Here is a 26,956-nt window from a genome sequence, read left to right on the forward strand (position 1 = left end):
AGGGCACACCCTTCAGGCGACGAGCCCGCTAACCGTGGCCAAGCAAAACTCCTACATCACGCCAGATACGGGGATAGCCACTTTTCTGACATCTCAACTGCTTGCCGGCGGAGGTGGATCCGGCTGGCAGTGCGGACACCAATAAATGTCCCGCGCGGCATGCGTCGGTGCGGCCGGGTCGGCTTGCCTGCCGTGCCGCACCACGGCACCGCAGCGCTTGCACGGCCTGCCCGCCAGCCCGTACACCCACAAGGCGGCATCGCGGCGCGCCGGCCCGCCGGTGGTGCTGCGGACGGCGCGGTCCTTGTTCACCTCCAGCAGCTGCTTCGCCAGGCCCACCAGCCGCGGCAGCCCCGGCACGTCGGCCACTGGGGTGTCCGGGTGCACCCGGCCCAAAAAGCACAGTTCATTGCGGTAAATGTTGCCGATCCCGGCCAGGTTCCGCTGGTCGAGCAAGGCCAGCCCGACCGGCCGTTCGGGAGCGGAAGTGAGCCTGCGGAGAGCCTCCGCCGCGTCCCAGTCCGGCCCGAGCAGGTCCGGCCCCAGATGTCCGACGGCGTTCCCGGCCTCCTTTTCCGTCAGGACGTCCAGCGTGCCCAAGGAGAAGCCGACGGCGACAGCGTGCTCCGTGGTGAGGATGGCCCGCGCGGTGTGGGCGGGGCGCCGCCACCGGGGCGGCCTGCCGTTGGCCGCGGATCCGTAGATGTCCCAATGGCCCTCCATGGCCAGGTGCGAATGGATGACCCAGGCGGCATCCGGGGACAGTCCGCGGACGTGCATCAAGAGGTGCTTCCCGCGTGCCTGCACCGACTGCACCGTAGACCCGGCGAAATCCACGGTCGCCAGGGACGGCACGCGGAAGTCGCATCCGGTCAGTAACTGCCCGGCCAGGGCGGCGTTGAGATCGCGGGCCTGCCGCCAGACGGTGTCGCCCTCAGGCACGGATCCGCACCCCGCTCGGGGAGCTGTAAGCGCCGGAGGCCAGCAGGGCAGCGGCCAGCGGGGTGTCCAGGATGCCGGCGCCGTTGACCTTTTCGATCGCCAGCTTGTCCACGCCGCCCCGCTTCACCACCTGCACCAGGGCCCCGGCCGCCAGGGAAACCGCAGGGCCGTCGTCGCTGAAACACAGCAGCGTTTTGCCGCCGCGTTCCACGTACAGGACCAGGGCGCCGTCGACCATCACCACCAGGGCACCGGCCTTCCGGCCCGGGCGGTGGCCCGAATCCAGCGGCGGCCACGCCAGCGCTGCGCCATAGGGGTTGGCGGGATCCGTGGCTGCCAGCGCCAGGGCCTGTGGCGGGCGCGGGTTCAGCGCCGCGTCCTCGCTGAAGGTGCGCAGCCGGTCCACCGTGGCCGGCACCGCGAATTGCGCGGCACCGAGGTGTTCGATGAAGTACCCGCGACGGCATTTGCCTGTCTCCTCCAACCGCGCCAGCACCTTGTACATCAGCCCGAATCCGCCCGTCAGACCTGCGGCCATGACGGAGCCGCGCGTCACCACACCGTACCGGTCCAGGAACAGCTCGGCCAGGGCATGGCTGCGCAGTGTTGTTTGGGCAGCGGTTGTCTGCGCGGCGGAGGTGACTCCCGGGCCGGTTTCGGGCACCGTCACCGGAAGCAGGCTCCAGCGCCCGGCACCGAGCGGCGGCGCGCCGCGCTGGGCCGACTGCGCGCGGCCGGGCAGCCGGCCGTACCGTCCGGCGCGTGCGGGCCTCAGGCGTGACGGTTCGGGCCGCTGCCGGTGCGCCGAATGCCCGCCGGCCAGCAGCGCGCGCACCGGCGCGAAGGTGTCGTTGCTGATCCGGCCGGCCCAAAAAAGTTGCCACAGGGCAGCGGTCAGCTCGTCGTCACCGGGTACCTCATCCGGCCCGTCAGCCGCCATTTCCCGCAGCTGGTGGAAGAAGTACGCACCTCCGCCGGACAGCCCGGACAGCAGCCGGTGCTGGAAACCGGTGGGCGCGAAGTCGTCGGCAGGATTCAGCGTCAGCTCGGCGGACTCGGCCAGGTGGAGACTCAGCCAGCCGTCGCTCCCGCCCAGCGCGCCGGCCCCGGACACCACCACCTCCCCGGTCGCCGTCAGCTCGTCCAGCATGGCCGGCCGGTAGTCCGCAACCCGCTGGGCCAGCACCAGCGGCTCCCATGCCGACGCAGGAACGGGCACGCCCGCCAGCTGGTCCACCACGGTGAGCAGGCCGTCCAGCCCGCGCAGCGCCGGCGATCCCGATGCGGCGGACACGTGCTGCCACGCCGGCAGGAAACGCCCAAAGGTGGACGCATCCACCGGCTCCACCTCCGCCCGCAGGGCTGCCAGGGACCGCCTCCGCAGCCGGCGCAGCACCTCGACATCGCACCACTCCGGCACCCCGGACTCGGCCCTGTTCGGCAAAAACTCGCCTTCGGACACGCGTTTGTCGGCCGCCAGCCTGGCCAACCCGGAATGCACGACGGCGATGCCCAGTCCCAGCCTTGCCGCGACTTCCGCGGCGGTGAACGGGCCATGGGTGCGGGCATGGCGGCCCAGGAGGTCGCCGAGGGGGTCGGCGACGGGCTCAATGAAGGCCAGCGGAACGCCCATGGGCAGCGGGATGCCCAGCGCGTCCCGCAGCCGGGCGGCGTCCTCGACGGCCGCGAAGCGTTCCTGTCCCGCCACGTTCACACGCAGGGCCCGGTTCGCGGCGACCAGCTGCGCCAGGTGCGTGGCGGCCGTGGCGAGATGGAGTTTCCGGCCCTCCGCGTGCGCGTCCGGTTCCACCGCAGTGCCCTCCGGTTCATTCCCGCCCGCATCGTCCGTCAGGCCCGCATCGTCCGTCCGGGCCGCCGGCGCGGGTCCGGCGTCGTGGATGGTGACGGGCGGGCTCGTGTCCGGCGAGCCGGTGGCGGGGGAGGGCTCGGGGACCAGGCGGTCCGCAACCTCGGCGATGTCCAGCGGGCCGAGCAGGCGCAGCAGGTCCGCCACGCCCTCCAGGCCGCGGGCGCGCCGGTCTGAGCCTTGGCTGCCGCCGGACAGGCGCTGGAGTTCTGACTCCGTGGCGGCGATGACCTTCGGGTCCAGGAGCTCGCGCAGTTCAGCCCGGCCCAGCAGCTCGTCCAACAGCGCCGGGTCCAGGGACAGGGCTGCGGCACGGCGCTCGGCCAGGGGGGAATCGCCCTCATACAGGAAGCTCGCCACGTAACCGAACAGCAGCGAGCGGGCAAACGGGGAGGGCTGTTGCGTGGTGGTTTCCACGATCCGTAGTTCGCGCCGCTCGATGGACGCGGCGATGTCCTTCAGCGCGGGCAGGTCATAGACGTCCTGCAGGCACTCGCGCACGGTCTCCAACACGATGGGGAACTGCGGGTACTTCCGTGCGACGTCCAGCAGCTGGGCCGAGCGTTGCCGCTGCTGCCACAGGGGCGAGCGCTTGCCGGGAGTTTGGCGCGGCAGCAGGAGGGCCCGTGCGGCGCATTCGCGGAAGCGGCTGGCAAACAGGGCCGAGCCGCCCACCTCCCCGGTGACAATGCCGTCAAGTTCATCCGGCTCAAAGATGAACAGCTCGGCGCCGGGAGGTTCGTCGTCCATCATCGGAACACGCAGGACAATGCCGTCGTCGGAGGCCATGGCGGAGCCGTCCAGCCCAAAGCGTTCGTGCAGCCGCGCGGCGACGGCCAGGGCCCACGGTGCGTGGACGGGCATGCCGAAGGGGCTGTGCAGGACCACGCGCCAGTCGCCCAGCTCGTCGTGGAAGCGTTCCACCATGAGGGTCCGGTCGTCGGGAACCTGGGAGGTGGCGGCCTTTTGTTCCTCCAGGTAGCCGAGCAGGTTGTTGGCCGCCCAGGCGTCCAGGCCCGTGGCCTGGCACCTTGCCAGGGCCTCCTTTTTCGGTGCGGCGCTTACCTCGCGGATGAACGCGCCCAGTGCCCGGCCCAGTTCCACGGGCCGGCCCAGGGAGTCGCCCTTCCAGAACGGCAGTTTGCCCGGCTGGCCGAACGCGGGGGTGACCAGGACGCGGTCAAAGGTGATGTCCTCGATCTTCCAGCTGGTGGCGCCGAGCGCAAAGACATCGCCCACGCGGGATTCGTAGACCATCTCCTCGTCGAGTTCGCCCACACGCCGCCCGCCCTTGGCTGCCTTTCCGGCGGAACCAGGGGACCCGGCGTCGTCTGAGCCAACAATAAACACGCTGAACAGGCCCCGGTCCGGAATGGTCCCTCCGGAGGTGACGGCCAGCCGTTGCGCGCCTGGCCGGCCGGTGATGGTGCCGCCCACGCGGTCCCAGATGATTCGCGGGCGCAGTTCGGCAAATTCGTCGGACGGGTAGCGCCCGGCCAACAGGTCCAAGGTGGCGTTGTAGGCCGAACGGGGGAGCGCGGCAAACGGGGCGCTGCGCCGGACGGTGTCGAACCACTCGTCCACGTCGATGGAGCCCAGGGCTGTGGCGGCCACGGTCTGCTGGGCCAGGATGTCCAGCGGGTTGGCCGGGATGAACAGCGGTTCGATGTGGCCGGCCAGCATGCGCTCCACGGTAACGGCCGAATGCAGCAGGTCCGCCCGGTGCTTGGGAAACAGCACGCCCTGGGAAATCTCGCCCACCTGGTGCCCGGCCCGCCCGACCCGCTGCAGCCCGCTGGCCACCGACGGCGGCGATTCCACCTGGATCACCAGGTCCACGGCGCCCATGTCGATGCCCAGCTCCAGGCTCGACGTCGCCACCACGCAGCGCAGCCGCCCGGACTTCAGGTCATCCTCGATCAGCGCCCGCTGCTCCTTGGACACGGAGCCGTGGTGCGCCTTGGCCAACACGTTCGGCGCGCCGGAAACGGAACCTGCCTGGGCCATCATCTCCGCAGGCAGCCGGGGCGGGCTGGCCCTATTTGCGACTCCCACGTGCGACGCCGGATGGGCTGCCCGGGTGCCAGCCGGCACGGGGGTGCCCGATGCCGTGGGGGACGGGGCGGTCCGCCACGGTTCAGCGTCGGGGGAAACGGCGTCGAGCCCCACAGGCCCCCTGCCTCCGCTGGTCCAGACCCCGCGTGACCCCGGCTCGGAAGCGGCCAGTTCCAGGCGCTCCGTGTAGATCTCGTTCAGCCGGCCCGTGAGCCGTTCCGCGAGCCGGCGCGAGTTGGCAAAGACGATGGTGGACTTGTTCGCGAGTACGTGATCTACGATTTTCTCCTCCACGTGCGGCCAGATCGACGCGTTGGGCGCCAGGCCGGAGGCAGGGCCGGCCTCGTGCGCGGAGGCCAGCGCCGGCAGCTCCGTCATGTCCTCCACGGGCACCGTGACTGTCAGGTTCCAGTTCTTGGTGCCGGGCGGGGCCACGATGGTCACCGGCGCTGAACCTCCGAGGAAGCGGGCGACTGTTTCGCGCGGTTCCACGGTGGCTGAGAGGCCGATCCGTTGGGCCGGTTTGTCCAACAAGGAATCCAGGCGCTCCAACGACACGGCCAGGTGGGCGCCGCGCTTGGTGCCGGCCACGGCGTGGACTTCGTCGATGATGACGGTGTGCACACCGGTCAGGGTTTCGCGGGCCTTGGAGGTGAGCATCAGAAACAGGGATTCGGGAGTGGTGATCAGGATGTCCGGCGGGTGGCTGAGCAGTCGGCGCCGCTCATTGGCCGGGGTGTCCCCGGAACGAACGCCGACACTGGCGTGCGGCGCCTCAAGGCCCAGGCGCCTGGCAGTCTGCGTGATGCCGACCAGCGGCGCACGCAGGTTGCGTTCCACGTCCACGCCGAGGGCCTTCAGCGGGGAAATGTAGAGGACCCCGGTGCCGCCCTTTACCGTGCCGGCCTTTTCGGACCCGGCCCCGGACTTGCTGCCGGACGGGGCACCCGGGCCGGAGTCCGGCGTCGTGCCTGCCGGAGCGGAGCCTCCGCCGGCCACCAGGCCGTCCAGGGCCCACAGGAAGGCGGCCAGGGTCTTGCCGGAGCCGGTGGGGGCCACCACCAGGGAGTGCGCGCCGCCGGAAATGGCCGTCCAGGCGCCGGACTGGGCAGGTGTGGGGGAGCCGAAGGCACCCAAAAACCACTCGCGGGTGGGTGCCGCGAACAGGTCCAGGGCGGCCTTGTCCGAAAATGCGTTCACGGCTCCATCATGCCGCACGGGACCGACATTCCGGGCGTACGGGACCGGCATTGGGTGTGCGTCAGATTTGTAGGTAATTGAGCTGTGGCATGTTGCTGGGGCTGTGGGTGGCGTTTAGGCGGCGGTGGTCTGGTTGCGGTGGGTGCTGGCGTGTTGGCAGCGCAGGGTGATGATGCTGGTGGCGCCGGGGTCGGACCAGCGCATGCCGGAGAGTTTGAGCCGTTGGCCGATGACGGCTTTGCAGCCGGCTTCGACGGTGCCGGAGCCAACGAACATGCCCAAGCGGCGGAATCGGGCGTATTGCATGCGGTGGGCGTTTCTCTGGAAGTAGGCCAGCGCCTTGGTGCGTTCTTTAGCTTTGGAGCCGACGAGCGGGTAGATCATGGCGGCGTTGGTGATGGCGTCAATGTCGCCGCTGTCCAGCTCGGTCCGTCGTGCCTGGTACCAGTCGTTTGGGTCCTCGGTGATGATGAACGCAAGCAGATTGGCGAGTTCGTGGAGGTGTTCGCGGGCGTGGAAGAGATCAACGATTTGGGTTGCTTCTGGCAGGCGGGCGGTGGCCATGTTCCAGATCCAATGCGCACCGTCGCCGAGGAAGACGAATTGGCGGATATGTTCGTACCCCCGGCGCTTTGCTTCGGCAGCCACGAGGTCAGAGAACTTCTCCACCGGCTCCAGCGTGGCGAAATAGCTGGTGGAGTCTTCGTCCCGGACCGGCCGACCCTCATCGTCGAGGCCGGTTTGGGTGAACAGGCAACCCAGTTTCGCCTCGCGGGTGCGGGCACGCCCGTCGGGGCCTTTCCCGGCCCGGCCCTCTGTTTCGGCCAAGGTCATCGGCACCCCTGTCCCATCCACGGCGAGATATAGGATTTCCGGTGGCGGGGCTGGTGGTGGAAGGGGCACGACTCGGCCGGCGAGGACCGCCTCGGTGTCAGCTTTCAACGATGCAGTTGCCGCGGCGCCGACGGCCTCGGCAGCACGCTCGACCCGTTTAGTGCCCAGGGCGATCCCGGCCAGGTCCTTGATCAGCCCGGCCGCCTGGGCGAAGGGCACCGCAGCACCGGCGGTGGCAATCATCGAGGCCAGCCCACCCGAGATCGATGAGCCGCACACGCCCAGTTCCGCATCGCGTGGCACCACCCCGGCCCGGCACTTCCGACAGTGGTAGTACGCCCGCTGAACCTGGACGGTACCAAGAACGGTGTCGATGTCCTTGGTCCGGTAGGAAACGAACTCGGCCAGATGCCCGGAACCACACTCGATCCGGGGGCCGCGGTGGCCGGAGTCGGCAGCGAGCAAACCCTCCAGCAACGAAGCACCCAGCGCTGTCATGCCGGCCCGGATCGCCTCCTCCAACACCGGCAGTCCACCACCGGTAACGCCGCCCACGCCGCGGGCTGCCAGCGCCGCCAGGGACTCAACCTCAGTGGTAAAGTCGTCCCGGATCCGGCTTAGGAGCCCCCTTTTCCCCGTCTGTCGCGGCGGGGTCTTGGAGCGAACCCACACCCGGTGGTGACCCTGCGGCAGCGGCCGTGGCCGCTGTGACCGGCCGGGCCTCGCAGATGGCCTCGTTCACTTCCACGATCGCCGCGGTCAACGACGCGAACCGGGAGTAGGCGTCCAATTCGGCACGGACCTTCTCCACCTCCAACGCCGCCAACTGCCGGCCCCGGCTCTTGCCTCCCGGACCAGTACGCGTCCACAACATCCTGGGCCCATGCCCGGGATGCTCCGGCGCCGCGCACGCACAATTGGCCTTCCCGCACCGGCGGTAATTCACACTCACACTGCCACGGCGGAAATCACCGGTAGCAGCCAGCTCTTCATACAGCCCGGCACGCTCCGCCACCATCTGTTCCAAAGACCGGTTCATCACTGCCACCTTTTGTGTGGTTATGGAATACACAACCAGACTAGCGTGATCACAGGTTCAAAGGCGACCACCTATATTCCTGACGCACACCCACCGGCATTGATGCGAGACGGTAACGATTCACCCGGGGCGCCGAACTGCGGCCTAAAGTGTCAGGGCGGCGCGGTAATCTATCGGTAGGAGTGGCAATGGTTGCCCTTGCTGTTCCAGGCCGGTTGTCGGCACCCGGACGGCGTCCTGAAATTTTTTGGTCCATCGGGGAAGGCAAGGCGCGGTGCAGACACGGCATGTGGGGAACAACTGGGTCCCCCTTCTTTGTTTGTCGGTGCTGTTCCTGTTCACGGGGGCCGTCAGCATGATGGCCCAGGGCGGCAACGGGGCGTCCCCGGGGGCCTTTGTGCTGAGCACCCTGTTGGCCGGCGGCATCGTGGCCCTCTGGCTGTGGCGGAATCCGTCGTGGTGGCTGGCACCCCCCAAGCACTACCTTTATCTCGCCGGGGGCACGCTGGCCGGCGTGCTGCTCCTGGCCATGATTCCGTTCCTCCACGGCTGCGGCCCATGGCTGGTGCTGGGCGGCGCACTGGCCACCTATGGCTACTTTGAGCGGCTTCGCCTGCTGGTGACAACGGGCGGCGGTGTGGCATTGGCGGGCTTTTTGGCCATGGTCATCCACGCCGACGTGTGGGGCGGTGCGCTGCATCTCCTGGCGGCGGCCGGCCTGGCCTTCACGGCCAACAGGCTGTATGTGCTCCGCAATGGCCGGCGGCGCGAAGTCCAGGACAGCGATCCCGCCTTCATCGGCAGCTTCGAGGAGTTCGACGCCGAGGAACCACCGAATTTCTGGGAACGCCGGTAGCCGCCGTCGCATAAGGCCAACGCTCACCGGACTGGGTCATACGGGGGGCAATCTCCGCCACATCAAACGCGCAGGTCAGCGGGGGTTTTGTCCGGATTGGGACCGGCACACTACCGGGAAATTTTTAGTCACTACGCCCGTTTGGAGTCGCCGAAGCAGCTCCATGCACAGCTATTCCGCGCCGCCCGTATGCATCGTTGAGCCCCACGATTTTGATCTCCACAAGAACGGACACTATGTCCCGATAGCCGGTCGGCGCGTGGGACGATGCATAGGTGCCACCCGGTAGCTCCGTCAAGATCATGCTGCATCCCGCAGGGGAACGTCTACCAGGAAACTGCCACATTCCGATAGCGGATCGACCTGCGTCGCGACTCAGTGGTCTCGGCACCCCGATGTGTGGCCGAATGAAGTGTCAGACTTGGACGATGAAAGCGATAGAGGCCATCACCAACCTGCACACCGACGACATCGAGCGGGCGAGGGGGTTCTTTCGGTTCCTCGGACTAACTGAAGTTGGAATGAACCAAGGATGGGTGGCCCGGTTCACCTCTGCGGACTCAGGCGCCTGCGTCCAAGTCGTGACCCGGGACGCGACGGCGCCTGAAGACTCCGTCATGACCATCAAGGTCGATGACGTCGACGCTGCATACGAGGAGGCGCAACAGCGCGGCTATGAGATCGTGCACCCGATCACCGACGAGCCGTGGGGAATTCGTCGGTTCTTCGTTCGGAGCCCTGATGGACAAGTGATCAATGTCGCCCAGCATCGCTCATGAGCGAGAATTGCACCGCGTGCACCGCGACATCACCATATGCGGAACCTCCAGCGGACGCATTTTGGCGCTCTGCCGTGCGTGCACTTGAGGCCGCAAGTTGATCAAACCGGGTGCCCGACAGCCGAATGGTTTGCGGACGTGCCGGACCGAGGGCTTCGCGCGCTGCACTGGGTCGAGTCAGGGTTCTTGGTTCGGCCCTCTGCCGCCGACGCTCCAATCAGGCTTGCCGCCGGCGGAATTAGAGGTCACATTCGTCCCTAGAATGATGAAGCGCGCCTCTGAGCTTGTCACGGGGCAGTGTTCGGCGAAGGGGTACAACGGACAAGTCGCCGGCTCGGAGAACGACATCGCGGTTCCGGAGCTCGATGGTGGGTTCACCTTCGATCAGGATGAAGGTCTCGTCTTGGTGGTCGTGGGAATGCCACTGTGTGGATCATGTGCCCTTGGCGACTTTGATGAGTTTCATGTTCGCCTCGTCCGGCGTCTCCTGAGCTCAGAATTCGGTGAGGCCTTCGAGCCCATCGGCGACACTGACCTTATCGTCCATCGTGTCCTTTCGACACGGTTGCAGGATCCTGCGATATATCAGCGCCCTCGTCATGGGCACGAGCCTTTCCAGGATTGACGGACCGGTCTCGAGGTGCCGCTGCCGGCCACCGGTAGAGCAGACCGTTGACCGCCGTGAGTGGTGGACGTTTAGCGGATTGGGAGGCTGTTTAGTGACTGGGAGCGTTGCTCCAGCAGGTCGGCGTAGGTGCCGTCGCGTTCTGCCCACCGGAGTCGTTCGGCGGCTTTGACCACGATTTCCTTCGGGGTGGGTGTCTCGGTCAGGAGTGCCGCGACCTCGTCGAGGAAGGCCTCCAGCGGCAACGCTGCGGGGTTGAGTTTTTCCTGTCCGGCCGTTGCGACGGCCGGGGGAATAAGCTCGGTGACTTCGACGCCGGTCCCGGTCAGGTGGGCCCGAAGCGATTCGCTATAAGCGTGCACACCGGCCTTCGAGGCGCCGTAGGTGGGCATAAGCGGGAACGGAAGGAATCCGATACCGGACGTAACGGTGATGATGTCACCGTTGCCGAGGTTGATCAGATGCGCAGTGAACGCGTCGATCACCCTGATCGTGCCGAGGAGGTTGACGTTGATGGTTGTTTCCGCCTGCGCGATGTGGGCAGGATCGCGAAGGTCTTCCAGGAGCATGACGCCCGACATTGTCACCACGACGTCGAGGTCGGGATGATTCGTGAGCACTTCCTCGCGAGCTCGAATAATGGAGTCCGTGTCGGTGACGTCGATCACAACCGTCTCGAGGTCATCGAGATTGCTTGTGTTGCGTCCGCCGACGACGACGGTGCTGCCTGCCGCGGCGAACCGTCGTGCGAGGCCGAGCCCGATGCCGGAGGTGCCTCCGACGATGAGGACGGTGCGGTTGCTGATGTCCATGTCTGTCTTCTTTCTAGTCGATGACTGGTACAGGTAAATGATTACGCAGAACGCAAAGGCCAGGAAGGTCCCTGCTGGTCAGGGGAGTGACAGGACCCCCTCTCAGGGCCGGCTTTGCGGTTATCGTGGGCCTATGAGCGATGAGAACCAGACGAATCGGATCGGTGACTATTTGCGCGCGCGGCGTGCCTTGGTGATGCCCGAGCAGGTCGGCATGACTTCCGGCTCGAATCGTCGTGTGGCCGGGCTGAGGCGTGAGGAAGTCGCACTTCTCGCCGGTATCAGTGCCGACTACTACCTCCGCCTTGAACGCGGACGGGATAGCAACCCCTCGGCCCAGGTCTTGGGGTCCCTGGCTCGCGTTCTGCTGTTGGATGATGTCGAGACCGAGTACCTGTTCAGCCTCGGAAGCGCCCGCCCGAAGATCCGACGCCACTTCCGCACCGAGCGCGTCCCTCTTCGTCTGCATCACCTCCTGCATGCCCTCGACGTGCCGGCGTTTATCGAAGGCCGATATTTCGACGTGCTCGCGTCGAACCCTCTTGCCGTCGCCTTCTCGCCCCGACTCGTCCCCGGGCAGAACCGGCTGCGATCTCTCCTGTTGGATCCGGAAGAGCGCGAGTTCCACGACGATTGGACCCGGGCAGCATCCGATTCCGTCGCGGCTTTCCGCAGCTCGATCGGAGACAATGTCACGGATTCGCGAGCGGTCGAGCTCGTCGGTGAACTCTCTCTCGCCAGCGCACGATTCCGAACACTTTGGGCCCGACACGACGTCAAATACCTCGACGGCGGTACCACGACCGTCAATCACCCCACGGTCGGCCCCCTGCACCTGAACCGGGAAAAACTGCCCGTGGGCGAGCTCATTGTCGTCATCTACTACCCCGACAATCAGAGCGACAGCGCAGACAAGCTACGGCTCCTCGCCTCATTGGCCACCGCGGGGCCCGGAGCCTCCGAAATGCCCTCCCCAAACAAATTAGCAGCCGGAAGAAAGTCGCCGTCGCACCTTGACGATGCGTAAGCCGGTCCGCCAACGGCTAGTCTGAGCATCTCGCGAAACCATGGGGTCGAGGTCTATTGATCTGTCCGCTGGGGAACCCTCAACGCGATCTTCGCAGACGATGAAAACGTCGTGGTCCATCGGATTCGAGAGGGCAACAGATTTGGTCCGCTGCGCTAGTCGCGGCAGGAGTAGACCGCGGACCCTAACACGCCACGTTCGCACACCACGTGAGTCAGAATGCCGCGGGATCTCCTCCACGTTCGAGATGCTGCTTCAGGGCCACAAGGTTGGCGGGCATTTCCTTTCGAGCACCACGGCGGACAACCAACGGGACAAGGAGGATTCCAATTCCGTGGCCTTCGAAATCGACGACGATGGTCAGCCGGGATCGATTGGCGGTGATGGGCTCGACCGTGACGTCGACGATGGCCCGAATAGGTCCATCGATGCCGCGGACGCCCCAGGTCCTGGGTGGATCGAAGTGCACGACTTCGGAGATGCTCGGGCGGTTGGCGAAGCCGATGCGCCTAGTGGTCATGCACTTCGTCCCCACGCTGGGGTTGCCCGGTTCGTCCATGTGACCGCTGGTGACGCCTCTCTGCCATTCCGAGAATCGAGTCGGGTCGGTGGCGTAGGCGAAAACGTCTGCTGCGGATATATTGACCTCGGTGGTCGTCGTAATCGGCGACATTCAGCTGTCCTCACTGAATAAGGCAGCATAGCGCGCAAGGTACAGCGACCATCCGGCGTCGTCGTCGACACCATCCCTGACGGCGTGCCAACCGGGGCCATGCCGATCGATGTTGCGGTGTTCCAGTTCGACTCGAGTGCGCAGCGGGGTTTCGACGACGAACCTCACCTCGACCTCGCTAGTGTTCGCCGTATCGCTTTCGATTTGCCATTCCGGGCCTATATCCCAGCTGAATACAACACGGTTGGGCGGCTCGTAGGCCAGGACCCGTGCCCATCGGCATTCGCTGCCGTCGATGCCCCGGTCGTAGATGTGGCCTCCGACCCTCGGCTCGAACACGGTCTCGGCAATCGCCACAACGAGCAAATTGTGCTCCGGCGGCTTGAAATCCCCGAATCGCTCGGTGAACACGTTGAACGCGCGCTCAATCGTCGCATCGACGACGATCTGCTTGCGAACCACTGCGGTCGCTGTCCCGGTCATGATCTCTCCTCATCTAGTTGCTCGACGACACTCTTGTACGCGGTCAAGGCCCGAGTCCAGAAGGTATCGAGTTGATCGCGCAATGCGCCCATCCCGGCCGGATTGAGCCGGTAGATCCGACGGGTGCCGTCAGCGTGCTCGCTGACTAGCCCAGCGTCCTTGAGGATCTTCAAATGTTGCGATACGGCCGGCCGGCTCACGGGCAGCTGGGCGGCAAGCTCACCTACGGCCCGCGGGCGCTCAGCCAAACACTCGACAATCGCCCGTCTCGTTCGATCGCCGAGAGCCTCCCACGCATCATCAACTCGGTAAGTATCCACGAACGGTAAGTATTCTCTTACCTTCCGCATGTGTCAAGTAGTCCGGACAAAATGACGCCCCTGCCACCACATGGGACAAGTCGGTTTGGGGCACGACGGATAACATCATGCGACAAACGATCCAACTGGCACATCTGTCACGCCCTGCGTCCGTGCCGAGCTTGGTGCCCGTAAGCCAAACCTTGAGTGGGACCCCTCTCACCATTCCGAAAGCGGATCGTTGAGCGGACACGCGCAGCGATGGCGCCTCGCGACACTCATGCTGTGGGCACTTCGCCAACTCAGGGCCGGCCAGTCGTGGCCGAGGACGGCCCGACTTCAGATATACATTCCAGTTGTCGAGGTGGAAGATGTATTTAATGTCAGCGCTCCTGAGGAGGCCGTCCTGTGAACTCAGAGCCACTCGCGCCGAACCTTGGGGAGAAGGTTGGCCCCGCGCTATCCGTCATGGGATTGGGCAAACGGTTCGGCGACCGGGTCGCATATCATGACGTCTCCTTCGAGGTCGAATACGGCGAGATCTTCGGTTTTCTCGGGCCCAACGGTGCTGGGAAGACAACGACGGTCCGCACGTTAGGCACGTTGCTTGCCCCGACATCGGGCTCGGCGACGGTGGCAGGACTCCCTCTCACGCCCGGGAATGGGGCGGCCATCCGTCGACGAATTTCGATCATGCCGGAGTCACCCGGCCTGTACCTGCGTCTGAGCGTCCGCGAGAATCTCCAATGTTTCGCTGACCTGTACGGCGTGACTGCTCCCGCTGTCCGCATCGACCGCGCATTGCGCGCCGTGAACCTGATAGACCGTTCGAGGGAAGCGTGCGGCCAGTTGTCCAAGGGTTTGCGCCAGCGAGTCGCACTGGCTCGGGCACTCCTCAGTGATCCCGAGGTGCTGTTCCTCGATGAGCCGACCTCTGGCCTGGACCCGGTCGCCACCCGAGACGTCCACGAGTTGATCACCGAACTGCGCAAACGTGGCGTTACCATTTTCCTTACGACTCATCGTCTGGACGAGGCCGAGCGCCTCTGTGATCGCATAGCAATCCTCAACACCACGTTGCGGACGATCGGCCGTCCCAACCAACTCCGCGAGCAGTTATTCGCCAAAACGCTCATCGTCAAGACTCTCGTCGCCCTGGCCGACCCGGACCGCATGTTCGCCGACCTGGCGGGTGTTGACGGCTGGTGCCAGAACGGTCCCGCCACGTATGTCCTGGCCGTGTCCGACGTGAGGGCTGTCGCGCCGGCGGCCACTCGGGCGCTTGTGGCGGCCGGCGCCGACGTGCTCTCGATCAACCAATCCCAGCACTCGCTTGCGGACGTATACCTTGAAATCATCGATCCAAACCAGACGGGGCGCGGGAGATGAACACGCGTCGCAGGCATGTACGTGCCATCTTCATAAATGAGGTGCGGGAGTTGCGGCGTAACCGGTCACTCATCGTCGGTATGGCAATCTTTCCGGCAGTCTTCTGCATCCAGCCGTTGGTTCAGGTTCTCCTGCTGTCCTCATCTGCATCGACCGGGCTCCGCAGCGAGCATGTACTGCTGTACATGCTCGGAATCCCCGCACTTGTGCCTTCTTTCATCGCCGCATACTCGGTGGTCGGCGAACGCCAGCAGGGGACACTGGAACCGGTACTCACCACCCCCATCCTTCGCGAGGAGTTGCTACTGGCAAAGGCGCTGGCGGCCCTCATTCCCTCGGTCGCCATCGCCTACATCGTCTTCGGCCTCTTCCTGATCTGCGTGGAATTTTTTGCCAGCCCAGGCGTGGCCACTGCGCTCATCCGCCTTCCGGACCTACTCGCCCAGTTAGCATTCACCCCCTTGCTCGCCGGATTCTCGATCTGGGCTGCCATCTTGATCTCTACCCGATCGAACGACGTCCGCGTCGCCCAGCAACTCGCCGTCCTAGCCAACCTCCCACCCATCGCCGTCACCACACTCATCGCGTTTAACGTCATCCCGGCATCGCTCACCACCGCACTTGTCGCCGCAGCGACGTTGCTGGTCCTGGACGCCGCGGGCTGGCGGATAGTCGCGGCGGCGTTCGACCGCGAAAAGCTCATTACGGGTACGCACTGACCACATGCCACGACGGCAATGAACCGGACCGGCGACGCATGGTCGAGCATCTGTAAGACCAGGGCAGCGACCGCCTTGGACACCCCCGGCGTGGGCTAGAGACCAACCGGTCACCCCAGGGCCGACGGGATGAGTGCAACGATGATCATGATCGCGGAGTAGGTGATAAGGACTGGGATCGCCCGGCGCTGAAGCACCACTAACCCCGTCCGATAGCCGGTCGGCGCGTGGCGCGATGCATAGGTGCCACCCGGTAGCTCCGTCAAGATCATGCTGCATCCCGCAGGGGTAGGAGTAACGGGCCGTAAAAATCCTATGTCCGCCTCAGCCTTCGGAAGAGATCGTGAGAATGGTGCCAACCCCTGGCGATTCTGGCTCCCCGTCCATCTCGGTTTTTCGATTGGCGCCTGTCGGTCTCACCGGCGGATAGGGTTCGCCAGCCACGTCGCACATCAATGGGCGAGAGGCTTCTCGAATGCGACATAGGAATCGGCGGAATGATGCGGGAACTCAACTTGCTGTGCGGTTCGAGCGGCTCCCAGTCTGGACTGGAGGTGCTAGCCAGCCCGGTGGCTCCCCGTCAGGGTGCCAGGGGTCCCGGCGCTAACTGACTTCGCGGAGAATGATTCCTCGGGTCGGCATTGATCGAGTCGGCGAACTCGTGTCGAAGGTGATCAGAGTGTCGAGGTGACCATCTGCCGGCTGAAGCCGGTCCATGAAACCACGGTGGACGTGTTCAGAGGGATTTTGCGCCCAAAACAACATCGAAGCCGGCGCCGTTGCGTGCCACGCCCATCAAGAGGACGCCAGCCCATTCGAGAGCGTGAGCCATCTCGAGCCCTCCTGCGTCGAGGGGCTGCATGTCCAAGCTTTTCAAAAACGCCGCGACACCTGCCTTCGCCTCAGCGCTGTCACCGGCGAGGAACGCGTCCAGCGGCGTGTCCTTGGCAAGGACGTGGCCGAAGATTGTGTTGATTGCCTTCACGACGTGTGCGTCATCGGGAGCGACAGTGGCAATCTGATGGGACACCGAGTTGCCTGTGGTGGTCATGAGTCCGGTGGCGTCGGCGTTGAACGGGTTGGTGATATCGACGAGTATCTTGCCGGCGAGCGCATCGCCGTACTGCGCGACCATGTCAACCGCGCCGGTGTAGAGGACTGCCAAGATGACGATGTCACCCGCCGGCTTTGCCCCGTACGTGCCGACGGTGGTTCCGTTGCCGATCTGGTCGGCGAGCGACTGAGCCTTGGCGCTGTTGCGGCTCAAGAGCTCGACGGTGTGTCCGTGCTTCGCCGCCCGGGTGCCGATGGCGGTGGCCATGTTGCCCGCGCCGATGATGCTGATGGTGGTCATGGTGAATTTACCTCCGTGTGCGTGATTTGGTGATGTTGAACTGCGGCAGGTGGGTTCCGGCCAAGTGCTGGGGTCAGATCAATCCGCCGATCTCGTCGAGTCGCTCGGGCTGTCCAGACTCCTGGCAGATCCGTGAGAACTCGCCTCCTCCCTTGGAAACGGCTCAAACCTCGACGAGGTGTGAGTCGTCCAAAGCGAGCGATTCAGGCGGACTTGACGGCCGAGATCTCGAGCTCGATGGTGATCTTGTCGCTCACCAACACGCCTCCCGTCTCAAGCGGTGCGTTGAAGCTGACGCCGTACTCGCTGCGGAGGATCTGAGTCGCGCCTTCGAAGCCGATGCGGTCGTTCCCGAACGGGTCTGTCGCCGCGCCCTGGAACTCGAGTGGGAACGTGACCGACTTAGTCACGCCCTTGATTGAGAGGTCGCCAGCGACCTCGAACTCGTTGCCGCCGACGTGGGTGATCGACGTCGAAGTGAAGCTCAGATCCGGAAATTGCTCGGCGTCGAGGAAGTCGTTGGTGCGCAGGTGGCCGTCGCGCTGCTCGTTGCGTGTGTCGATGCTGGCAACCTGCGCGGTCACTGTGACGGTGGACTTCGACAGGTCGGACCCGTCCAGGACGGCGGTGCCCTCGAAGTCGTTGAAGCTGCCGCGCACTTTGGTGACCATCGCATGGCGGGCGACGAAACCTATGCGGCTGTGCGCCGCGTCGATCGCGTAGGTGCCAGTCAGGGTTGCGAACTCGGTGGTGGTGATGGTCATAGCGTGCTCCTTAATCGGATTTAATGGGTGGTTGTTGATACGTCAACAAATCTAGAACGAATTATGTGACGTGTCAACTACGATAGTATGGTGCCATGATCGAGCAATCGGACGTGCGATGGTTGAATGACCGTGAACAGCTGGCATGGCGTGCCTTCTTGAATATGCACAGCCAACTCACCGCCCGCCTCAACCGGGAGTTGCAGGACGGCGCCGGGGTGTCGAATTCCGACTACGTCGTGCTGGTCTGGCTGAGCGAGCACCCCGACGGCCCGGTGCGGATGCTCGAACTCGCGCGCGGGCTGCAATGGGAGAAGAGTCGGCTATCCCACCAGCTCACACGGATGACAGCCCGTGGCTTGATTGAACGCTCCAACTGCAGCGAAGACCGACGCAGCGCATTCATCGTCCTCACACCTGCCGGCCGCGACATCCTCGAGACGGCCGCGCCTATCCACGTCGCCGGAGTGCGGCGCTACCTGTTTGACGCGCTGGACCCGTCGCAGGTTGACGCCCTGCACGCGATCTCGCAGGGCACCATCGATCGCCTCGCGCCGAGCGCGTCGGCCGTGTCGACAACTGCGTCGACGACCCGTCCATAGCCCACGACGAACTCCGCGGCTGGGAGTCTGTATGCATGGATGTCCGGTAGCGGCCGTCGGAACGTGCCGTGGGCTTGGCGAGCGGCTGGCCCCCGGTTTGGTTTCCACTTTGACCTGCCCCATGGCCTGGTTGCCCGTTAGGTTGTGAATTTCAGGCTGGGATGGGGTTCTTCTCGGGGAGTAATTCGTATTCGATCGGGATGACTGCGAAGCGGTGCGTACTGCTCACCAGTGTGAAACGCCGAGGTGCCAGTGTCGAACCACTGGGCATATTGAGCTGCCGATTTAACCACTTCCATCACACCTTGTGGGAACATATCCAGAGGAGAATCGCAATGAAACGGAGTCACTTCGTACCTGCTCTCGTTATTCTCCGAATTGTCCCGGACCTCCACCGCGCATATCAGCCGCTGACCAGCTGCTCTGTAAATGGCGGCTCGTGAAGTGTCCGTATAGGGTGTCCGGTGATAATTCTGGTGAAGCGGGCGCTACACGGGACACTATTTGAGGCCGATTTCGGCAAGTGTAGTTGTGGCCGACAGGCATCGAGCATATGCGGCACGCCGTTCCGAACGCCTTACCGTACGATTTATTCCGTTTTCTGTGGCGACCCCTATTGAGATTGAGAGTGTCGCCAGCGCTGCGGCGTGGGGGGCAGGTCCCAACCTTGTTTCAAGTGACAGCGTGCGGCGAAGGTCCGAGGAAGGTGCCGTCTGACAAGGCAACGGTGATAGCTCATGTTCGTCCACACCTGCAACTGACTAGCGGGGGGACTCGTCGTCGTGAAATTGCTAACGTAAACTGTAGAGTGTTCTTGAATTGGCGCCTCGACAATGAAGTGCCGAATCAGTCGCGCAGGGGGTTCCCGTTAGGGGACGTCCGCAACTCCCGCGTCAACGATCGGCAAGGTTCATGGCCATGCACCGGGCACATTGAGACTGGGACCCTGCGAAGCGAATCGCCGGTCGCATTCAACGTGGTAGTGCAAAGGTGGGGCAGGATGAAACCGTGACCACCAATGACGAGCAGCTCTTTCTGGCCTATGTCCAAGAGAACCCGATCAACGGGCAAATACTTCAGTTGGCGCCGCTTCTTGGTGTCTCGGACTGGTGGTTGACCGCCGGGGCGTTGTTCCAAACCGTGTGGAACGTGTTGGAAGGCAAGGAACCCCGAGCCGGCATCCGTGACTACGACCTGTTCTACTTCGACGAAGACACCTCCTGGCAGGCCGAAAATGCCGTCATTCTCCGGGCGCATGAGCTGTTCAGAGACCTGGGAGTCGACGTCGAAGTGCGCAATGAAGCCCGCGTGCACCTTTGGTACGAGGATCACTTTGGCGTTCCGGCCGCCCCCTTCTTCAGCACCACCGACGCGGTGGATCATTTCGCCGCGAAGACCTGCTGCTTCGCCGTCACCTCAGACCAAACGGGCGCCCTCACAACCTATGCCCCGCACGGCTACGACGACCTGTTCGCGCGGAAGATCGTGCCAAACCCGGTGATTGCTCCCCGTGATGTGTACGAGGCAAAGACAAAGAGGTGGAGCGCGGAATGGCCGTCGCTGACAGTGCTGCCATGGCCGACCGACGCCGTCGTTGATGAACCAGCACTGTCGTCCGCGACGGCTGGGGGATCGCAACGATGAACGAAGTCCTTCAAATGCGGTGGCTAACCGCTCCCGCGATGGTCGGCCCTGTCGTTCGGGAGCAGATTCTGGAGTGTTGGCGGGATGTGTCCAACGCGGGCGGTGCCGTGGGATTCCCGTTTCCACCCGTTTCTGGCGACCAAGTCCTGTGTTCGATTGAATCCATGGTCCAGTCGTTGGAAAACCCTGCCAGCCAGCTCCTGCTTGCCTCTATCGAGGGAGAGCTGGCCGGGTGGCTGTTGCTGGCTGGCAATTCCAATGAGCTAACCGCACATTGGGCACGAGTGCTGCGCGTTCAGACCGCACTTGGATTCAGGAAATGCGGCGTCGGACGCGCGCTCATGGGAGAGGTGGCAAGAGCAGCCACCGAAGACCTCGCTCTTGACCAGCTACACCTGGAACTGCGATCGGGCCTGGGCCTTGAGGACTTCTATATGTCATGCGGCTGGCAAGAAGTCGGCAGATGGCCAGCCGCACTTCGATTGCCGGAAGGCGACCGGGACGAGGTCCTCATGGCCCTGTCCCTGCCCCGAACCGTCGAAACCACCGTCACTGCCCGGTAGAGGGTCCCCATACGGACATGGCAGGACAGTGCAGACGATGTCTGACAGGGCTGCGGCACCGAATGATCACGGAAAGCCGCCACCGAGCGCTGAAGTCCACACCCCTCCTGGAACAGAGTTCTTCTCACGCGGTCGTCTAGTGAGGCGCGAACCACCGGTGGAACCACCCCTCCATCAAGCGTGCCAGCAGAAACCAGACCTGCCGAGAATCATTCGAGGAATATGAGGGCGTCGGCGGAGTGAGAGGCAGCGTGCTTGGTAATCCGAGCGCAACTGGTCAGGTCGTGAGGATTACAGGTCCGTCGTCCGTGATGGCTATCGTGTGCTCGCTGTGCGCGGCGCGGGTTCCTGTTGCACTTCGGAGTGTCCAGCCGTCCGGGTCGGTGACGAGGTCGGTGGTGTCTGCCATGACCCACGGTTCGATCGCCAGCAGCAGGCCAGTGCGGAGTTGGTATCCCCGGCCGGGACGGCCCGTGTTGGGGATGTGGGGATCCTGATGCATTGTCGTTCCGATGCCGTGCCCTCCGAACTCGGTGTTGATGGGATAGCCGGCAGCGGCAAGGACGGATCCGATTGCGTGGGAGATGTCCCCGATGCGCGCTCCGGGGGTGGCGGCCGCGATTCCGGCTTCGAGGGCCCGCTGAGTCGTCGCGATCATCATGGCGTCCGAAGGGCTGGATGACACTCCGACGATGAAGCTGACGGCGGCATCGGCGGCGATCCCATGGAGGGACGCGGCCAGGTCAAGGGTGAGGAGATCGCCATTCTTGAGGGCATAGTCGTGCGGCATTCCGTGCAGCACGGCGTCATTGACCGAAGTGCAGATGAAGTGGCCGAAAGGCCCGCGCCCGAACGGGGGATCGTAATCGATATAGCAAGAGTGGGCGCCCGCTTCGCCAATCATCTCACCAGCCCATTCATCGATCTCCAGGAGGTTTGTGCCGACCCTGGCCCGTTCTTGCAGGCTCTGCAGAACTGTGGCGATGAACTTGCCACTCACCTTCGCCCGCAGCAGTTCAACCGGGGTGAATAATTCGATCATTCGTTGATCCTCTCGCAGATTCCAATAACTATACCGGTAATACTATACCGGTACTATAATTGGAGCCATGGTCAGACTTCCACTCACTGCCGCCGAGGTTGAACGCGGACAACATTTGGGCGCACTTCTGCGTCAAGCAAGAACGGATCGCTCCATGTTCGAGGTGGCGGTGGCCGCAGACATCTCGCCAGAGACACTCCGGAAGATCGAAACGGGCCGTGTGGCCACTCCCGCATTCTCCACGATCGCGGCCATCGCAACCGTGCTCGGTCTCTCACTGGACGATGTTTGGTCGGCAATCAACCCGCCGAGGCAAGCGTCCACGGGCGAACAGGCAGCGGACCGGCGGCCTGACCGTTTGGCGTCCTAAGTTCCCTGCGGACCTGGTTCACCTTCACCGGCCATGCCCCCTGCAAAACCTGCGATTCCTTCACATCGTCCACGGGCTGCTTCTGCCGATGCCCGCCGGAGCACTGGGCAGGAAATCCTCGAAGAGCTTGTCCGCCCCGCTTGCCGATGAGTGAAAACCGCGGCCGAAAGCTGCGACTCCAACTCCGGCGCGCCCGGCATGTTGCTGCCGGGCGCGGAGGTCACGGCTGGAAGGCGCCGATCTGCAGCAACTTGATGTCGGCATTGCTGCAGGCAGTCAGGGGGTGCGCCACAAACAGCCGGTCCTTGGCGCTGGGCGGGTACACCATGACCTGGTCCGCCTGGACCTGCTTGCAATTCGGGTAGTTCCCGGCTTGCGTGTAGTTCAGCACGGCGGCCGCACTTTTGCCCGGCGCCAGGGAGATGGGGCCTGTCGACGGTCGCGTGGCGTCGCGGGTGGCCGGGGCGCCGATGGGCGAAGTGGCGCCAGCCTTGACCAGGGAAACGCCCGGGTAGCCGTCCAGGATGCAGGTGGTGCCGGACTTGTTCGCCAGTATCAGCTTCATGTAGATATGCCCGGCCGCGCCGCCGCCGGTATCGTCCAGGGATCCCGACAGGGAAGCCGCCGTGCACAGGGCGGGCGCCGCGGAAGTAGCCGGCGCCGCGGAACTGGGGGCGGCGGAGGTGGGTGCGCCGCTTTCCACGGACGACGGCGTGTCCCCGGCCGTTGTGGACGCCGACGCTGCCGTGGTGGACCCGGATCCGGTGGTGGTCCCGCCGCCGTTCGACGGCCCGCAGCCGGCCAGGGCCAGACCCAGCACGGCAGCCAGCCCAATGAGGGCGCCCGCGCGGCTCCGGGCGGCCCTGCCTGCGGCGGTGGGGGCGCGGTGGGAGTTCTTCGGGGACAGGTGGTTCTCTGCGGACGTCATTGCTCAACTTTTGCGCCCTTGCCCGCCTGAGTCAACCGGCCCCGCCGCCGAGGCAGCAGGTCCGCCCCGAAACCGGCCCGCATCGGGGCTGGTTTCGGGGCGGATGCGCTACCTCCGCGAAGAAGCTCCGCGAAGAAGCTCGGCGAAGCGCAGGCGGCTACTTGGCGCTGGTGGACCGTCCGGTCCGCAGAAACGCCAGACCGCCCAGCACGAGCCCGGCCAGTCCGGCACCGAGACCGAGCCATGCGGGCCAGGCGGCGCCGTCGTTCTTGCCGGCGTTGTCGGCTGAGGTGCCGGCCGCGGAGGCGTCGGCGGATGCGCCGTGGGAACCGTGCCCGTCGGTGGAGGCAACCGCTGCGGTGACGGTCAGTGATGGCGCGGGCGCCTTGACGCTGTCCTCGGACTGGCCGGCCGCGGGAACGTCCTTCCAGTCCGTCTGGCCCTTCTCGCAGCTTTGCAGCGCGGGGAAGTACAGCGTCTTCCCGGCTGTGGCCGGCAGCTGGACGGACAGGGTGAAGGTGTCGCGCTGGTGGGCGTCAAGCGGTGTCTTGGCCGTGTACGTGATGGCGCTGGTGCGTTCGCTGATCTTGCTGCCAGTGGCCAGTGTCTTGGGCGTGGCCAGCTTTTCAACGGTCTTGCTGATGGTCCAGTTCGGGTTCACGGTGGGTGTGGCGTCGTTGAGCTCCTCCGGCAGCGTGATCTTCAGGCTGGTGGTGGGGGAGCCGTCGCAGCCGTGGCCCACGGAGAATGTCAACAGCGAGTAGGCGTTGGCGGCCGTTTCGGTGGGGGTGGCTTCGACATGTGCCGAGGCTGCGCCGAGCCCCAGGGCCATGAGGCCGGCCGTGGCGCCGAAGGCAAGGGTGGACTTAAGTGTGCGGGAAAAATGCATGCTAAAACCTTTCGGGAGCGCACAAAAGTGCGCAGAAGTACGGGAGGGAACACCCCGCGAACTGTTCGAAGGGTGCTATGCGAAGACGGCCCGGCAGTATGGCGGCCCGCGGCGGGTGTCCGGGCGCAGGTTGCGCCAGGGGAGGCGCGCCAGCGGCGCCGGTGCGGTCGCCGGGCTCGCCTGTTGGGCAGGCAGCGGAGGTACGACGGCGGCGCCCCGCCAGAGCGGCCGGAGCCAGTTGGCCAGTGTCCACAGGGCATTTTCACCCTGGGCCAGCAGCACCGCGGTGGCCAGCGTCGCGGTCATGTGGGCCGGCAGCATCCAGCCCGAAAGTGGCGTGGCCTGCTGCATCAGCCCCATGCCGGAACCCATGGCGCCGGCTGCATGCAGCATGGCTGCCGACTGCTCCTGCGCGGAGTGCAAGTGGTCATGCATGCCCGGCGGCACGGTGGCGGCCGGGATGGCGGCGGAGAACGAGTCGAAGGCCTGGTGGAGCACCAGCTGGCTGACGGCCAGCAGCCCCACCATGGCTGGCAGTCCGATGCGCACGGTGGTGACAATGGTGGAGCACAGGACATGCAGCGCCAAAAGGGCGGCCATGATGCCTGGGCCGGGCAGCGATCCGCCGGCCAGCACGTGGACCGCGGCAGCCAGGCCAAGAACGGTGGTGCCGATCACCGTGGTTCGAAGCAGGCGGAACGGCGCGTGCGCGTGAGACATTCCGTTCCCTTCGATCGACCAACCTTGTTAGTTTATCGAGGAATCGGCTTCGCCGTGACCGCATCGGAATCCTGCACGGCCGAATCCTGCTGTGGTTCCTGGGGTGGCCGGTCCTGCGGTGGCGGCGCGGACACAGCCGGATCCTTCGATTCAGAATCCTGCGGGGCAGAATCGCGTGGTGCAGGTGGAACAGCGGCCAGGGGGCCGGTCGGCATTCCTTCGGGGCCGGGCGGGAGCCGCAGCGTGAAGGTGGTTTCGCCGGGGCTGCTGGCAAGGTCCACAGTGCCGTGATGGGCGGCCATGATGGCGGCGACGATGCTCAGGCCCAGCCCGGTGCTGCCCTGGGTGCCGGTCCTGGCCGTGTCCGCACGAGAGAACCTGTCAAAGATGATGTCCTGGAACTCGGGGGCAATGCCCGTGCCGTTGTCGGTCACCGTAACCACGGCCGATCCGTCGCTTTCCCGAGTGACCCGTGTGGATACCGTAGTCCCGGCCGGCGTGTGCTTGGCCGCGTTGGAGAGCAGGTTCAGCATCACCTGCTTGAGCTGGCCGTCGTCGCACTTGCCCCGGACGGGCGCGTCGGGGACGTCGATTATCCAATGGTGGTCCGGCGCACCAACCCGGACATCACTGACTGCGTCCATGACGATCGGCGTGAGGTCAGCCGTCCGCAGGGCCAGGGGCTGGCCGTCATCCAGCCGCGCGAGCGTGAGCAGGTCCTCCACGAGCCGGCCCATGCGCAGCGACTGCGCGGTGACCCGGCCCAGCGACGTCTTGCCGTCGGGGGTCAACGACTCCGTCATCTGCAGCAGTTCGGTGTAGCCGCGGATGGCGGTCAGCGGCGTGCGAAGTTCATGGCTGGCGTCGGCCACGAAGCGGCGCACCTTCGTTTCGCTGCGCTGGCGCGCCTGCAGTGCGTGGGAGACATTGTCCAACATGGCGTTGAACGCGTGGCCCACATTGCCCACTTCCGTGCCCGGGCGGGAGGCGGTGTCCGGGACCCTGACGCTCAAGGCGACCTCTCCGGCGTCGAGCGGCAAACTGGCCACGCGGGTGGCGACGGAGGAAAGCCGTTCCAGCGGGCGCAGGCTGCGGCGGATGATGTACGTGCCCGCCAGCCCCAGGATGGCAAGGCCGGTCAGGGAGATCAACAAGATAGTCAGCAGCAAGGTGGCAAGGGTTGCTTGGGTGCCGGCCAGCGGGAGTCCCGTGATCAGGACCGCGTCGTTGCCGGCGGGGACTGCCTGCAGGCGGTAGTTGCCGATCGAGAGGGACTTGTCGGCGGTGGCGCCCGTGGTGGGGAGGCCGGCCAGGATCCGGGCGTCGGCGGCGGTCAGTTCCTGGCGAGTGCCGTTGGCGTCCAGCATGCCCGCGTAAGTGACGCCGCCGTTGATCTGGATGGCGCTCAACTGCCCGGCGCTGGTGGCCTTGGCATTGAGGAGGTCGCGAGGGCTGCCGGCCCCGCCGCCCGGGGGATTGAGGAAGAACTGGTTGGTGCGCACCGAGGCCTGCTGCAGCGAGGCATCGAGCCTGTCGTTCAGGCTCACGCTGATCGCGGTGTAGCTGACCAGGCCCACCAAGGCGCAAATGACCGTGAGCAGGGCCATCATCACCGCCACCAGGCGGGTGCGCAGGTGCCACGAGCCTGGTCTGGAGAGGCGCCCGGCAGCGGTGCGCAGGGATTGGCGGCTGGCGGTCAGGTGCATGGCTTGACCACGTAGCCGGCACCGCGGACGGTGTGGATCATCGGTTCCCGGTCCGCGTCGATCTTCTTGCGCAGGTAGGAGATGTACAACTCGACGATGTTGCTCTGGCCGCCGAAGTCGTAGTCCCACACCCGGTCCAGGATGCGGGTCTTGCTGAGGACGTGCCGGGGGTTTTCCATCAGGAATTGAAGAAGCTCAAACTCGGTGCTGGTGAGCGCAATTTCCGTCCCGGCGCGGGACACCTCGCGAGTGTCCCGATTGAGGACCAGATCGCCCACGGCCAACTCCGCCGAGTTGCTTGCGGTGACGCCGGCGCGCTGGACAATGCGGTGCAGGCGCAGTAGCACTTCCTCCATGCTGAACGGCTTGGTCACGTAGTCGTCTCCGCCCGCATGCAGGCCCGTGAGCCTGTCCGCCACGGCGTCCTTGGCGGTCAGAAACAACGCCGGGATTTCCGGGTAGATGGTGCGGAGGCGGCCAAGCAGCTCCACGCCGTCCATGCCGGGCATCATGACGTCAAGGACCACGACGTCGGGGTGGAAGGACCGGGCCGTTTTCAAGGCCGCCTGGCCGTCGTGTGCCACGGCAATCTCCCACCCCGCGAGTTCAAGCCCCATGCGCATCAGGTCTGCCAGCGACGGTTCATCGTCAACCACCAGCGCGCGGATGGGCTCCCCGCCCGGGCGGGTGAGCTTGTCTGGGCCGTTGGCATGGAAAGGAAGGGACATGCCTCAATTGTCGGGCGCGCGTCATGTTAGTGGCTGGATGTTAGCTG

25 protein-coding genes and 1 pseudogene are annotated in these 26,956 nt (G+C 65.1%); 9 read left to right on the forward strand and 17 right to left on the reverse strand.

Features of this window, described 5'->3' with window-relative positions:
• Positions 1-93: 93 nt before the first annotated feature.
• From CVV68_RS01005 to CVV68_RS01020, 4 genes are all read right to left on the reverse strand, one after another.
• The gene (locus CVV68_RS01005; RefSeq protein WP_110499141.1) at positions 94-942 is read right to left on the reverse strand and encodes a DNA-formamidopyrimidine glycosylase family protein; all 849 of its coding nucleotides are present in this window, start codon (positions 940-942) and stop codon (positions 94-96) included.
• Positions 935-6,115: an Lhr family ATP-dependent helicase gene (locus CVV68_RS01010; RefSeq protein ID WP_110499142.1), complete on the reverse strand. Its 5,181-nt coding sequence runs from the start codon at positions 6,113-6,115 to the stop codon at positions 935-937. Before CVV68_RS01010 ends, CVV68_RS01005 begins: the two co-directional genes overlap by 8 nt.
• A gap of 63 nt (positions 6,116-6,178) precedes the next feature.
• The gene (locus tag CVV68_RS01015) at positions 6,179-7,453 is read right to left on the reverse strand and encodes an ISKra4 family transposase (protein ID WP_110499143.1); all 1,275 of its coding nucleotides are present in this window, start codon (positions 7,451-7,453) and stop codon (positions 6,179-6,181) included.
• Positions 7,454-7,487: 34 nt separating this feature from the next.
• The gene (locus CVV68_RS01020; protein ID WP_146238790.1) at positions 7,488-7,937 is read right to left on the reverse strand and encodes a DUF6788 family protein; all 450 of its coding nucleotides are present in this window, start codon (positions 7,935-7,937) and stop codon (positions 7,488-7,490) included.
• Between the two features lie 274 nt (positions 7,938-8,211).
• On the opposite strand from CVV68_RS01020, the gene CVV68_RS01025 reads away from it, so the two are divergent.
• Both CVV68_RS01025 and CVV68_RS01030 read left to right on the forward strand, forming a co-directional pair.
• Positions 8,212-8,793 (forward strand): hypothetical protein, encoded by a 582-nt coding sequence (locus CVV68_RS01025; protein ID WP_110499145.1) that lies wholly within the window; start codon positions 8,212-8,214, stop codon positions 8,791-8,793.
• Positions 8,794-9,221: 428 nt separating this feature from the next.
• Positions 9,222-9,572, forward strand: a complete 351-nt coding sequence (locus tag CVV68_RS01030; protein ID WP_110499146.1) for a VOC family protein — start codon at positions 9,222-9,224, stop codon at positions 9,570-9,572.
• Between the two features lie 238 nt (positions 9,573-9,810).
• On the opposite strand, the pseudogene CVV68_RS24845 reads toward CVV68_RS01030, so the two are convergent.
• Together CVV68_RS24845 and CVV68_RS01040 are read right to left on the reverse strand one after the other, a co-directional pair.
• Positions 9,811-9,990, reverse strand: a pseudogene (locus tag CVV68_RS24845) (cupin domain-containing protein); the annotation flags it as partial.
• Between the two features lie 278 nt (positions 9,991-10,268).
• Positions 10,269-11,009, reverse strand: coding sequence for an SDR family oxidoreductase (locus CVV68_RS01040; RefSeq protein ID WP_110499148.1), 741 nt, complete (start codon positions 11,007-11,009; stop codon positions 10,269-10,271).
• A gap of 133 nt (positions 11,010-11,142) precedes the next feature.
• On the opposite strand from CVV68_RS01040, the gene CVV68_RS01045 reads away from it, so the two are divergent.
• Positions 11,143-12,036, forward strand: a complete 894-nt coding sequence (locus tag CVV68_RS01045) for a helix-turn-helix domain-containing protein (protein WP_110499339.1) — start codon at positions 11,143-11,145, stop codon at positions 12,034-12,036.
• A gap of 214 nt (positions 12,037-12,250) precedes the next feature.
• Here the strand turns inward: CVV68_RS01045 and CVV68_RS01050 are convergent, their stop codons facing one another.
• The 3 genes from CVV68_RS01050 to CVV68_RS01060 are packed head-to-tail and all read right to left on the reverse strand — an operon-like array spanning position 12,251 to position 13,512.
• The gene (locus tag CVV68_RS01050; protein WP_110499149.1) at positions 12,251-12,709 is read right to left on the reverse strand and encodes an SRPBCC family protein; all 459 of its coding nucleotides are present in this window, start codon (positions 12,707-12,709) and stop codon (positions 12,251-12,253) included.
• Complete coding sequence (locus CVV68_RS01055; RefSeq protein ID WP_110499150.1) at positions 12,710-13,192, reverse strand: SRPBCC family protein; 483 nt, start codon at positions 13,190-13,192, stop codon at positions 12,710-12,712.
• A complete protein-coding gene (locus CVV68_RS01060; RefSeq protein WP_211320679.1) occupies positions 13,189-13,512 on the reverse strand; it encodes an ArsR/SmtB family transcription factor in 324 nt (107 codons plus the stop codon). The genes CVV68_RS01055 and CVV68_RS01060 overlap by 4 nt, the downstream gene beginning before the upstream one ends.
• A gap of 387 nt (positions 13,513-13,899) precedes the next feature.
• Here CVV68_RS01060 and CVV68_RS01065 point away from each other — a divergent pair, with 387 nt between their 5' ends.
• Both CVV68_RS01065 and CVV68_RS01070 read left to right on the forward strand, forming a co-directional pair.
• Entirely contained in the window at positions 13,900-14,880 is a 981-nt protein-coding gene (locus CVV68_RS01065; protein WP_110499152.1) for an ABC transporter ATP-binding protein, read from the forward strand.
• Complete coding sequence (locus CVV68_RS01070; RefSeq protein ID WP_110499153.1) at positions 14,877-15,599, forward strand: ABC transporter permease subunit; 723 nt, start codon at positions 14,877-14,879, stop codon at positions 15,597-15,599. The genes CVV68_RS01065 and CVV68_RS01070 overlap by 4 nt, the downstream gene beginning before the upstream one ends.
• A 736-nt stretch (positions 15,600-16,335) precedes the next feature.
• Here CVV68_RS01070 and CVV68_RS01075 read toward each other — a convergent pair.
• Positions 16,336-16,953 (reverse strand): NADPH-dependent F420 reductase, encoded by a 618-nt coding sequence (locus tag CVV68_RS01075; protein ID WP_110499154.1) that lies wholly within the window; start codon positions 16,951-16,953, stop codon positions 16,336-16,338.
• A gap of 203 nt (positions 16,954-17,156) precedes the next feature.
• The gene (locus CVV68_RS01080) at positions 17,157-17,717 is read right to left on the reverse strand and encodes a YceI family protein (protein ID WP_110499155.1); all 561 of its coding nucleotides are present in this window, start codon (positions 17,715-17,717) and stop codon (positions 17,157-17,159) included.
• Positions 17,718-17,812: 95 nt separating this feature from the next.
• Between CVV68_RS01080 and CVV68_RS01085 the strand changes: the two genes are divergently transcribed.
• The 3 genes from CVV68_RS01085 to CVV68_RS01095 all read left to right on the forward strand — a co-directional run bounded on the left by CVV68_RS01085 (position 17,813) and on the right by CVV68_RS01095 (position 20,526).
• Positions 17,813-18,319, forward strand: a complete 507-nt coding sequence (locus tag CVV68_RS01085) for a MarR family winged helix-turn-helix transcriptional regulator (RefSeq protein ID WP_110499156.1) — start codon at positions 17,813-17,815, stop codon at positions 18,317-18,319.
• 1,008 nt (positions 18,320-19,327) lie between these two features.
• A complete protein-coding gene (locus CVV68_RS01090; protein ID WP_110499157.1) occupies positions 19,328-19,963 on the forward strand; it encodes a nucleotidyltransferase family protein in 636 nt (211 codons plus the stop codon).
• Between the two features lie 164 nt (positions 19,964-20,127).
• Positions 20,128-20,526: a GNAT family N-acetyltransferase gene (locus tag CVV68_RS01095; protein ID WP_211320680.1), complete on the forward strand. Its 399-nt coding sequence runs from the start codon at positions 20,128-20,130 to the stop codon at positions 20,524-20,526.
• Positions 20,527-20,803: 277 nt separating this feature from the next.
• Here the strand turns inward: CVV68_RS01095 and map are convergent, their stop codons facing one another.
• Positions 20,804-21,568: a type I methionyl aminopeptidase gene (map, locus tag CVV68_RS01100; RefSeq protein WP_110499159.1), complete on the reverse strand. Its 765-nt coding sequence runs from the start codon at positions 21,566-21,568 to the stop codon at positions 20,804-20,806.
• A gap of 67 nt (positions 21,569-21,635) precedes the next feature.
• On the opposite strand from map, the gene CVV68_RS01105 reads away from it, so the two are divergent.
• On the forward strand, positions 21,636-21,938 hold the full coding sequence (locus CVV68_RS01105; protein WP_110499160.1) for a helix-turn-helix domain-containing protein: 303 nt from the start codon (positions 21,636-21,638) through the stop codon (positions 21,936-21,938).
• Positions 21,939-22,158: 220 nt separating this feature from the next.
• On the opposite strand, the gene CVV68_RS01110 is transcribed toward CVV68_RS01105, so the two are convergent.
• The 5 genes from CVV68_RS01110 to CVV68_RS01130 form a co-directional block, all read right to left on the reverse strand.
• Complete coding sequence (locus CVV68_RS01110; protein ID WP_110499161.1) at positions 22,159-22,866, reverse strand: DUF4232 domain-containing protein; 708 nt, start codon at positions 22,864-22,866, stop codon at positions 22,159-22,161.
• 157 nt (positions 22,867-23,023) lie between these two features.
• The gene (locus CVV68_RS01115) at positions 23,024-23,755 is read right to left on the reverse strand and encodes a YcnI family copper-binding membrane protein (RefSeq protein WP_110499162.1); all 732 of its coding nucleotides are present in this window, start codon (positions 23,753-23,755) and stop codon (positions 23,024-23,026) included.
• Between the two features lie 75 nt (positions 23,756-23,830).
• Positions 23,831-24,475 (reverse strand): hypothetical protein, encoded by a 645-nt coding sequence (locus CVV68_RS01120; protein WP_110499163.1) that lies wholly within the window; start codon positions 24,473-24,475, stop codon positions 23,831-23,833.
• 32 nt (positions 24,476-24,507) lie between these two features.
• Positions 24,508-26,181, reverse strand: a complete 1,674-nt coding sequence (locus CVV68_RS01125; RefSeq protein WP_110499164.1) for a sensor histidine kinase — start codon at positions 26,179-26,181, stop codon at positions 24,508-24,510.
• Positions 26,172-26,909 (reverse strand): response regulator transcription factor, encoded by a 738-nt coding sequence (locus tag CVV68_RS01130; RefSeq protein ID WP_110499165.1) that lies wholly within the window; start codon positions 26,907-26,909, stop codon positions 26,172-26,174. The genes CVV68_RS01125 and CVV68_RS01130 overlap by 10 nt, the downstream gene beginning before the upstream one ends.
• Positions 26,910-26,956 lie beyond the last annotated feature (47 nt).

The sequence above is a fragment of the Arthrobacter livingstonensis genome (assembly GCF_003219815.1).
GTDB classification, from domain to species: Bacteria; Actinomycetota; Actinomycetes; order Actinomycetales; family Micrococcaceae; genus Specibacter; species Specibacter livingstonensis.

Bases quoted from the DNA above. Each gene is read 5' to 3' on its own strand.
- CVV68_RS01010 (WP_110499142.1), bottom strand. From the start codon at position 6,115: ATGCCGGTCCCGTACGCCCGGAATGTCGGTCCCGTGCGGCATGATGGA.
- CVV68_RS01020 (WP_146238790.1), bottom strand. From the start codon at position 7,937: ATGAACCGGTCTTTGGAACAGATGGTGGCGGAGCGTGCCGGGCTGTAT.
- CVV68_RS01030 (WP_110499146.1), top strand. From the start codon at position 9,222: ATGAAAGCGATAGAGGCCATCACCAACCTGCACACCGACGACATCGAG.
- CVV68_RS01040 (WP_110499148.1), bottom strand. From the start codon at position 11,009: ATGGACATCAGCAACCGCACCGTCCTCATCGTCGGAGGCACCTCCGGC.
- CVV68_RS01045 (WP_110499339.1), top strand. From the start codon at position 11,143: ATGAGCGATGAGAACCAGACGAATCGGATCGGTGACTATTTGCGCGCG.
- CVV68_RS01050 (WP_110499149.1), bottom strand. From the start codon at position 12,709: ATGTCGCCGATTACGACGACCACCGAGGTCAATATATCCGCAGCAGAC.
- CVV68_RS01055 (WP_110499150.1), bottom strand. From the start codon at position 13,192: ATGACCGGGACAGCGACCGCAGTGGTTCGCAAGCAGATCGTCGTCGAT.
- CVV68_RS01070 (WP_110499153.1), top strand. From the start codon at position 14,877: ATGAACACGCGTCGCAGGCATGTACGTGCCATCTTCATAAATGAGGTG.
- CVV68_RS01075 (WP_110499154.1), bottom strand. From the start codon at position 16,953: ATGACCACCATCAGCATCATCGGCGCGGGCAACATGGCCACCGCCATC.
- CVV68_RS01080 (WP_110499155.1), bottom strand. From the start codon at position 17,717: ATGACCATCACCACCACCGAGTTCGCAACCCTGACTGGCACCTACGCG.
- CVV68_RS01085 (WP_110499156.1), top strand. From the start codon at position 17,813: ATGATCGAGCAATCGGACGTGCGATGGTTGAATGACCGTGAACAGCTG.
- CVV68_RS01095 (WP_211320680.1), top strand. From the start codon at position 20,128: ATGGTCCAGTCGTTGGAAAACCCTGCCAGCCAGCTCCTGCTTGCCTCT.
- map (WP_110499159.1), bottom strand. From the start codon at position 21,568: ATGATCGAATTATTCACCCCGGTTGAACTGCTGCGGGCGAAGGTGAGT.
- CVV68_RS01105 (WP_110499160.1), top strand. From the start codon at position 21,636: ATGGTCAGACTTCCACTCACTGCCGCCGAGGTTGAACGCGGACAACAT.
- CVV68_RS01110 (WP_110499161.1), bottom strand. From the start codon at position 22,866: ATGACGTCCGCAGAGAACCACCTGTCCCCGAAGAACTCCCACCGCGCC.
- CVV68_RS01115 (WP_110499162.1), bottom strand. From the start codon at position 23,755: ATGCATTTTTCCCGCACACTTAAGTCCACCCTTGCCTTCGGCGCCACG.
- CVV68_RS01120 (WP_110499163.1), bottom strand. From the start codon at position 24,475: ATGTCTCACGCGCACGCGCCGTTCCGCCTGCTTCGAACCACGGTGATC.
- CVV68_RS01125 (WP_110499164.1), bottom strand. From the start codon at position 26,181: ATGCACCTGACCGCCAGCCGCCAATCCCTGCGCACCGCTGCCGGGCGC.
- CVV68_RS01130 (WP_110499165.1), bottom strand. From the start codon at position 26,909: ATGTCCCTTCCTTTCCATGCCAACGGCCCAGACAAGCTCACCCGCCCG.